We start from the raw sequence: 7,704 nt of genomic DNA on the forward strand, positions 1-7,704 counted from the left end.
CGGCGGGGATGGCGAATACCGTGCTCCGGCAACGCTTGTCGAGCAGATCGTGGCCGGGATCTACGCCACCATTTTGGGTCGGGACCGCGTGGGTGTGGACGAGTCGTTCATCGACCTGGGCGGCGATTCCGTATCGGCGATGCGGGCGGTCGCCGCGATCAACGCAGCCTTGGACGTCGACCTGCCAGTCAGCACGCTGTTGGACGCGTCGTCGGTTCGACGGTTGAGCCAACGACTGGCGGACCAGGCTGAGTAAACCCGCTGCCGCAGTTACCAGACCGCGGGCACCAGGCGATACCGCACCTTCTGGGTGTACTCGGGGTAGCCGGCCAGTTCCGCCGACAGCAGGCTCTCCTCGTCGCGGATGCGGAACGCGAGAATCGCCACGCCGGAGATGACGAAGAGCAACCCCCAGTAGGAGCCGAGCGCCAGCGGAATCCCGATCAGCAGGATCACATTGCCGGTGTACATGGGGTGGCGCACCAACCCGTAGAGGCCCGTTGAGATCAGTGGTTGGTCGGCTTCCACCCGCACCGTGGCCGCCGCGTGGCTGTTCTGGATCACCACCAGCATCATCACGCTCAGGCCGACCACCACCAGGACGTCGCCGATCACGCAGATCACCGTCGGCACCGAAGACCAGCCGAACCGATGGCCGAGCCCGCTGACCGCGAGCATCGCCGCGAGTGACAGCCATGCGCTGGCCATGACGATCTTCTGAGCCCTGCGGGTCTCGGCACCGGGGCCGCCCCTGCGGCGCCGTTCCATCGCAGCCGGATTGGTCCGCATCAGATAGATGCTGGGAATCCATCCGGTGACAGCGAACAGGACCAGGAACACCCACGCCTGCCAGTAGTCGAACGTGCCGGCGGCCGCAAAAAGAATCAGCCCGAATACCACCGGCTCCAGCAAACCGAACACCAGCATTTGCAGAATGCTTCTCAAGAATCCCCCTATACGGCACCGCAAGCTGTCAGCGCACCCGACAAACCTACCGTTACCTGGCGCGCAGGCACGCACCAACTCCGCAAGGCCACCGGCGGTGGCTCGCTATCATTTTTCCCAAATGTCAAGACATACAACGTCGCGCTGAGGAATGGAGGCACATGACCGCCAACGTCGAGCAGTTGGAGTTCCAGGCGGAGGCGCGCCAATTGCTGGATCTGATGATCCACTCGGTCTATTCGAACAAGGACTCTTTTCTCCGCGAGTTGATCTCCAACGCCTCGGATGCTCTCGACAAACTTCGGATCGAGGCATTTCGCAACAAGGACCTCGAGGTCGACACCTCCGATCTGCACATCGAGATCGAAACCGACAAGGATGCCCGGACCCTGACCGTCCGCGACAACGGCATCGGCATGAGCCGTGACGAGGTGGTCGAGCTCATCGGCACCCTGGCCAAATCCGGCACCGGCGAACTGCGTCAACAGCTGCGGGAAGCCAAGAACGCCGCCGCCTCCGAGGAACTGATCGGCCAATTCGGCATCGGCTTCTACTCGACGTTCATGGTGGCCGACAAGGTCGAGCTGCTCACCCGCAAGGCCGGCGAGAACAACGCCACCCGCTGGGTGTCCAGCGGCGACGGCACCTACACCGTCGAAACCGTCGACGACGCTCCGCAGGGCACGTCGGTCACGCTGCACCTCAAGCCAGAAGACGCCGAGGACCAGCTGCACGACTACACCTCGGAGTGGAAGATCAGGGAACTGGTCAAGAAGTACTCCGACTTCATCGCCTGGCCCATCCGCATGCAGGTCGAGCGCCGCACACCACCGGCGGAGGAAGGCGGCGAAGAGACCGTCACCGTCGAGACACAGACCCTCAACTCGATGAAGGCGCTGTGGGCCAAGAGCCAAGACGAAGTCTCCGAGGACGAGTACAAGGAGTTCTACAAGCACATCGCCCATGCCTGGGACGAACCGCTCGAGGTCATCACCATGAAGGCCGAGGGCACGTTCGAATACCAGGCACTGCTGTTCATCCCGTCGCACGCGCCGTTCGACCTGTTCACCCGCGACGCCAAGACTGGGGTGCAGCTCTACGTCAAGCGTGTCTTCGTGATGGGCGACTGCGACGAGCTCGTCCCCAGCTACCTGCGCTTCATCAAGGGCGTTGTCGATGCCCAGGACATGTCGCTCAACGTGTCCCGCGAAATCCTGCAGCAGGACCGCCAGGTGACGGCGATCCGTCGCCGCCTGACCAAGAAGGTGCTGTCGGCGATCAAGGACATGCAGTCCTCACGCCCCGACGACTACCGCAAGTTCTGGACCCAGTTCGGCGCAGTCCTCAAGGAGGGCCTGATGTCGGACTTCGAGAACCAGGACACCATCCTTCGCGTCTCGTCGTTCGCCTCAACGCACAGCGACGAGGAGCTCACGACGCTGGCGGATTACGTCGGCCGGATGAAGGAGGGGCAGAAGCAGATCTTCTACGCCACCGGGCAGACGCGCGACCAACTTCGCAAGTCGCCGCATCTGGAGGCGTTCAAGGCCAAGGGATATGAGGTGCTGCTGCTCACCGACCCGGTCGACGAGCTGTGGGTCGGGGCGGTCAGCGAGTTCGACGGAAAACCGCTTCAGTCGGTCGCCAAGGGCGAGGTGGACCTCGACTCCGAGGAAGAGAAGAAGGCGCACGAGGCCGAACGCGAGGAGGCGGAACGGGAGTTCGCCGACCTGCTGTCCTGGCTCAAGGATGTGCTTGGTGAACACGTCAAGGAGGTGCGGTTGTCCACCCGGCTGACCGAGTCGCCGGCCTGCCTGGTGACCGACGCCTTCGGCATCACGCCGGCGCTGGCGCGCATGTACCGGGCCTCCGGACAGACGGTTCCGGTCGGGAAGCGAATTCTTGAACTCAACCCGAAGCATCCGCTCATCACGGGGTTGCAGCAGGCCCAGAAGAGCCGGCCCGCCGACGACCCGTCGCTCAAGGAATCCGCGGAGTTGTTGTACGGCACCGCGCTGCTGGCCGAAGGAGACGTGCCGGAGGACCCGGCGAAATTCGCATCGTTGCTCGCGCAGCGCCTCGCCGGAACCGTGTAACGGAAACGGACCGGGGGATCAGGTCACGACGGCCGAGCTATTCGCCCCAGGCGACGGCGTGGTGGCACTTGGCGACATGCTCGAGTCGGCAGAGTGCGGCGGCGAGGTCCTCGACGATCGGCAACTGGTCGTCGGGATCGCAGATGTGCATTACTCGTCGCACCCTCGGTCCGGCCACCACCATCCAGTCCACGTCGCGCCGCGCGCACTGGATGTTCGCGTAGTACAGGGCCGTGAAGGCTTGGCTGCCGAAGAAGTCGACACCGGTCAGATCCAGGATCAGTTGCTTGGAGACGCGGGTGTGACGCTGGACGAAGCGGCCGAGCGCCTGGCGATTGGTGGCGTCGACCTCACCGCGGACGCAGACGAGCACTCTGGCGTCGGTCAGCTCCTCGGCGGTGAAGACAGCGCGGCCCGCGCGCTGGATCTCCTCGGCGGCGGGCAGACGAACCTGGCGCAGCTGAACGGTCGTAGCGACGGGCAAGGCGAACTCCTTCCCAGCGTGGCAAGACGCTCGAGTCGACTCGAAGACCCCTGCAATCTGAAGGCCGGAACAGCGACGCCACGTCGTCGGGTGCCGCAACCGGCGGTAGCTCAACCGGAGTTCACCCTACGACGAAATCCGAGTAAGTGACACAGTTCACAGAACTCTTATGAATCCATTGTGTTACTTGGTCTTTCAATCTGAGTTAAATCTGGCAGTTAACTGAACGAGTCCAGTCTCAGCGTGTACCTACGGAATCCGCATGCTCGTTCAGCAAGAACTCCACCACCATCTGCGCGACGGCGTCGATCGCGTCGCGGTGGATTACTTCATAGCCGTGGGTGGACAGCGTGGGCAGGCAGAGCAGCCCGGCGCGGGCGACCAGGCCGCTGGCTTTGGCGTGCGACGCGTCGGACTCGAATGCGCCGAGGACGGCAGGCTGCGGCGACAATCCGAGCTTCTCACCGATATCCATCAGGCGGTCGGCGACGGGTTTGTCGTAGATGCACATCGCATCGCTGTACGCGACGATCGGGCCGCCGCTCACCGAAGTCTCGTACTCGCCTTCGGTGGGGCCGACCTCCAGCGCGAGGATGAGGTCGCCGGGCAGGGTGCGCGCGGCGTAGGCGCCGCCGATGCCGCCGACTTCCTCACTGGTGGTGAAGACGAAGTAGACGTCGTTGACCGGGCGCCTGCCCCGCTGCCGCAACGTGTGCGCCGCGTCCAAGAGCGCAACCACCAGCGCGCGGTCGTCCATGAAATAGCAGCCGAGGTAATCGGCGACCTCGACCAGGGTCCGCTTGCTGCGTTCAACGCAGATCCGGGTGCCGATGTGCACTCCGGCGGCATGTAGCTCGTCGACGTTACGGCCGGTGAAGACGTACACATGCGTCCAGTCCAACGCCTTGTCGCCGCCGTCGGGCTTGGTCTCCCAGATCCGTTCGCTTTCCCGGGTGGTGTGCTCCGAGCCGAGCGAGAGCACCCCGGTGAGCCGGTCGCGATCGCCGAGGACCGTGACGGGACCAAGCCCGAAATTGCCCGGATACATCGTGCCGAGCGGGGTCAGGTACAGCGTGCCGTCGGCACCGATGCGCTTGACCAGCATCGACAACTCGTCCATGTGCGCCGTCACCCGGATCGCGGCGTCGTCGGCCGCGCCGTCGCCGCGCAGAAGCCCGACGACGTTGCCGGCGTTGTCCACCCACATCTCGTCGACGGATGCGCGAAGTTCCCGCAGGCAGATGTCTCGGACGTCGTTTTCCTGGCCGGCGGGCCCGCAGGCCCACAGCAGTTCCTGAAGAAGCTCGCGTCGCAAACTAGGCCCCCGTTACGCAAGTAAGTCGAACAGCAGCCACACGCCGGTCGCGACGAACAGCAGCACGAAGAGCGTTACGACGACGATCGACACCACCACGGTCGGCGTGTACTTCCGCCGCGCGCGCGGCTGGGGCGCCGATACGCCGGATGTCTGCGCCGAGTCGGGCGGCAGTTCACCCGGCGTCACGCCTCCGCCGGCCTCGAGGCCTGAGGTCCGCGCGGGATCGGGATCTGGTGGCTGGGCGGTCATGTTGTAGCCATACCCAGCCGACGAAGATGTACGCTTGCGGCCATGGAACTACTACGCAATGTAGTTGTTTTGCTGCACATCACCGGCTTCGCGGTCACGTTCGGAGCCTGGGCCGCCGAGGCCGCCGCGCGCCGCTTCCGCACCACCCGGCTGATGGATTACGGCCTGCTCCTGTCGCTGCTGACGGGGCTCGCGCTGGCTGCGCCGTGGCCCGCCGGAATCGAGCTGAACTACCCGAAGATCGGGACCAAGCTCGTCATCCTCATCGTGATCGGCGGCCTGCTCGGCATGGGCAGCGTCCGACAGAAGCGCACCGGCGAGGCGGTCCCGCGCGCGATGTTCGCCTCAGTCGGGATCCTGGTCTTCATCGCCGCCGGTATCGCCGTCCTGTGGTGATGTTGCACCCCATACGATTCGGGGAATGACGACTCGGAAGATGGCAACACCCGAGCCGTTCGTGACCGAAAGGCCCGGCGGTGTCCGCATCGTCGCCGACCGCCTCGGCGATGCCCGCGAGCGCGCCGTGGTGTTCCTGCACGGCGGCGGGCAGACCCGACGGTCGTGGGCCAAGGCCGCGGCGGCGATGGCGCGGCGCGGTTGGCAGGCCGTCACCGTCGACTTCCGCGGTCACGGCGAATCGGACTGGTCGGCCGAGGGCGACTACCGCGTGGTCACGTTCGCCGAAGACGTGCGCGACGTGCTGGCTCAACTGCCGCCCCGACCGGTGTTGGTGGGCGCCTCGCTCGGCGGCTTCACCTCAATGCTGCTCGCAGGCGAGCTGGCTCGCGGCATCGCCGACGCCGTCGTGCTGGTGGACATCGTGCCGAACATGAACCCGTCGGGCGCAGAGCGGATCCACAACTTCATGGTCGACCGGATGGTGGACGGATTCGCCTCCCTCGAGGAGGTCGCCGACATGATCGCCGAATACAACCCGCATCGGCCGCGGCCCACCGACCTGAATGGGTTGCGCGCCAACCTTCGTCGCCGCGGCGACCGGTGGTACTGGCACTGGGATCCGCAGTTCATCGACGGCACGGCCGCGCGTCCGCCGATCGAGGTGACCGACCCGGAGCGCATGAACACGGCCGTCGCGGCCATCCTCGCCGACGGTGTGCCGATGCTGCTGGTGCGCGGGCAGGTCAGTGACCTGGTCAGCGAGGATCGCGCCGAGGAGTTTCTCGCCCGCTTCCCCCAAGTCGAGTTCGTCGACGTGCAAGGCGCAGGGCACATGGTGGCGGGAGACCGCAACGATCTGTTCGCCTCGGCCGTCGTCGACTTCCTCAACCGACACGCCCGCGCTGACGGTTCCCTAGGATCAGCGGTATGCGCGGATCCAAAATCCTGATCACCGGCCCCACCGGACAAGTCGCCGCACCCATCGCCCGCGCGCTCGCGGCCGACAACGAGGTGTGGGGAATCGCCCGCTTCACCGACGCGGCGGCGCGGGAAAGCCTGCAGCAGGCCGGTGTTCGGTGCGAGACGGTCAACCTGGCTGACGGCGACTTCAGTGGTCTGCCAACCGACTTCGACTACGTGCTCAACCTGGCGGTCGCCAAGAGCGGGCGATGGGACAAAGACCTGGGCGCCAACGCCGAGGCGGTCGGCCTGCTGATGGCCCACTGCCGCAGCGCGAAAGCATTCCTACACTGCTCCTCGGCGGCCGTCTACGATCCGCCCGATGACGAGCCGCGCACCGAGCGCGCCGCGCTGGGCGACAACCACAAGCCGTTGTTTCCAACGTATTCCATCTCCAAGATCGCGGGAGAGGTTGTGGTGCGCACGATGTCGCGTGCGCTGGGCTTGCCCGCCATCATCGCCCGGCTGAACGTGCCCTACGGGGACAACGGCGGATGGCCTTTCTTTCACATGGAGATGATGCTCGGCGGCATCCCGATTCCCGTGCCACCGGGCGCACCAGCCGTGTACAACCCGATTCACGAGGACGACATCGTCGCGATGATCCCGAAACTGCTTGCGGCGGCCTCAGTTCCGGCGACCACCATCAACTGGTGCGGCGAGCAGGCCGTCAGCCTCCAGCAGTGGTGCACCTACATCGGTTCGCTGATCGGCGTCGAGCCCGTGTTCGAAGAGAGCACGCAGGCGCTGCGCGGCAACCCGACCGACAGCACCAGGATGCGCGAACTGATCGGCGGCACCACGGTCGACTGGCAGGACGGCATGCGCCGCATGGTGAGCACGTTTCACCCGGAACTGCTCGGCGCAACCGGCTAGTTGTACTGGGACAGGACGTTGGTAGCAGGCGTGTTGGCTTGATGTGAGGAGAACCTCCGGGTGGGGTGTGGCTTGTCTAGGTCCACCACCGTCCGGAGGTTCTCGTGTCCCACCGTAATGCCCGTACGACGTTTCACGGCCGCCTGCTGATGGTGCACCGGTATCAGGCTGGTTGGCCCAAGGCCCATATCGCGAAAGCGATGGGGGTTTCGCGTAAATGCGTCCACACCTGGATCAGTCGTTTTGAGACCGAGGGTGAAGACGGTCTTCACGACCGGTCCTCGCGGCCGCATACCAGTCCGAGCCGTGTTCGGCCCAGCGTGGAGAACCAGATCGTGGCCTGGCGCAAACGCCACCGGTGCGGTCCTGACGAGATC

At 65.2% G+C, this 7,704-nt stretch carries 9 protein-coding genes and 1 pseudogene; 6 read left to right on the forward strand and 4 right to left on the reverse strand.

Annotated features, from left to right (window positions below):
• Positions 1-22 precede the first annotated feature (22 nt).
• A pseudogene (locus CQY20_RS36350) lies at positions 23-256 on the forward strand (phosphopantetheine-binding protein); the annotation flags it as partial.
• A gap of 14 nt (positions 257-270) precedes the next feature.
• Here the strand turns inward: CQY20_RS36350 and CQY20_RS21240 are convergent.
• Positions 271-945: a methyltransferase family protein gene (locus tag CQY20_RS21240; RefSeq protein ID WP_163700527.1), complete on the reverse strand. Its 675-nt coding sequence runs from the start codon at positions 943-945 to the stop codon at positions 271-273.
• Between the two features lie 161 nt (positions 946-1,106).
• Between CQY20_RS21240 and htpG the strand changes: the two genes are divergently transcribed.
• Positions 1,107-3,041: a molecular chaperone HtpG gene (htpG, locus tag CQY20_RS21245; RefSeq protein ID WP_097942061.1), complete on the forward strand. Its 1,935-nt coding sequence runs from the start codon at positions 1,107-1,109 to the stop codon at positions 3,039-3,041.
• Positions 3,042-3,078: 37 nt separating this feature from the next.
• On the opposite strand, the gene CQY20_RS21250 is transcribed toward htpG, so the two are convergent.
• The 3 genes from CQY20_RS21250 to CQY20_RS21260 all read right to left on the reverse strand — a co-directional run bounded on the left by CQY20_RS21250 (position 3,079) and on the right by CQY20_RS21260 (position 5,092).
• Positions 3,079-3,525: an STAS domain-containing protein gene (locus CQY20_RS21250; protein ID WP_097942062.1), complete on the reverse strand. Its 447-nt coding sequence runs from the start codon at positions 3,523-3,525 to the stop codon at positions 3,079-3,081.
• 238 nt (positions 3,526-3,763) lie between these two features.
• A complete protein-coding gene (locus tag CQY20_RS21255) occupies positions 3,764-4,840 on the reverse strand; it encodes a M42 family metallopeptidase (RefSeq protein ID WP_097942063.1) in 1,077 nt (358 codons plus the stop codon).
• Between the two features lie 12 nt (positions 4,841-4,852).
• A complete protein-coding gene (locus CQY20_RS21260) occupies positions 4,853-5,092 on the reverse strand; it encodes a DUF6480 family protein (protein WP_097942064.1) in 240 nt (79 codons plus the stop codon).
• Between the two features lie 42 nt (positions 5,093-5,134).
• Between CQY20_RS21260 and CQY20_RS21265 the strand changes: the two genes are divergently transcribed.
• From CQY20_RS21265 to CQY20_RS21280, 4 genes are all read left to right on the forward strand, one after another.
• The gene (locus CQY20_RS21265) at positions 5,135-5,488 is read left to right on the forward strand and encodes a Fe-S protein (RefSeq protein ID WP_097942065.1); all 354 of its coding nucleotides are present in this window, start codon (positions 5,135-5,137) and stop codon (positions 5,486-5,488) included.
• A 25-nt stretch (positions 5,489-5,513) separates the two neighbouring features.
• Positions 5,514-6,440: an alpha/beta fold hydrolase gene (locus tag CQY20_RS21270; protein ID WP_371870997.1), complete on the forward strand. Its 927-nt coding sequence runs from the start codon at positions 5,514-5,516 to the stop codon at positions 6,438-6,440.
• Positions 6,419-7,327, forward strand: coding sequence for an NAD-dependent epimerase/dehydratase family protein (locus CQY20_RS21275; RefSeq protein ID WP_097942066.1), 909 nt, complete (start codon positions 6,419-6,421; stop codon positions 7,325-7,327). The genes CQY20_RS21270 and CQY20_RS21275 overlap by 22 nt, the downstream gene beginning before the upstream one ends.
• 104 nt (positions 7,328-7,431) lie before the next feature.
• The coding region (locus CQY20_RS21280) for a leucine zipper domain-containing protein (protein WP_165789285.1) at positions 7,432-7,704 on the forward strand (273 nt) is incomplete at its 3' end.

Source organism: Mycolicibacterium agri (assembly GCF_002553505.1).
Classification (GTDB): Bacteria; Actinomycetota; Actinomycetes; order Mycobacteriales; family Mycobacteriaceae; genus Mycobacterium; species Mycobacterium agri.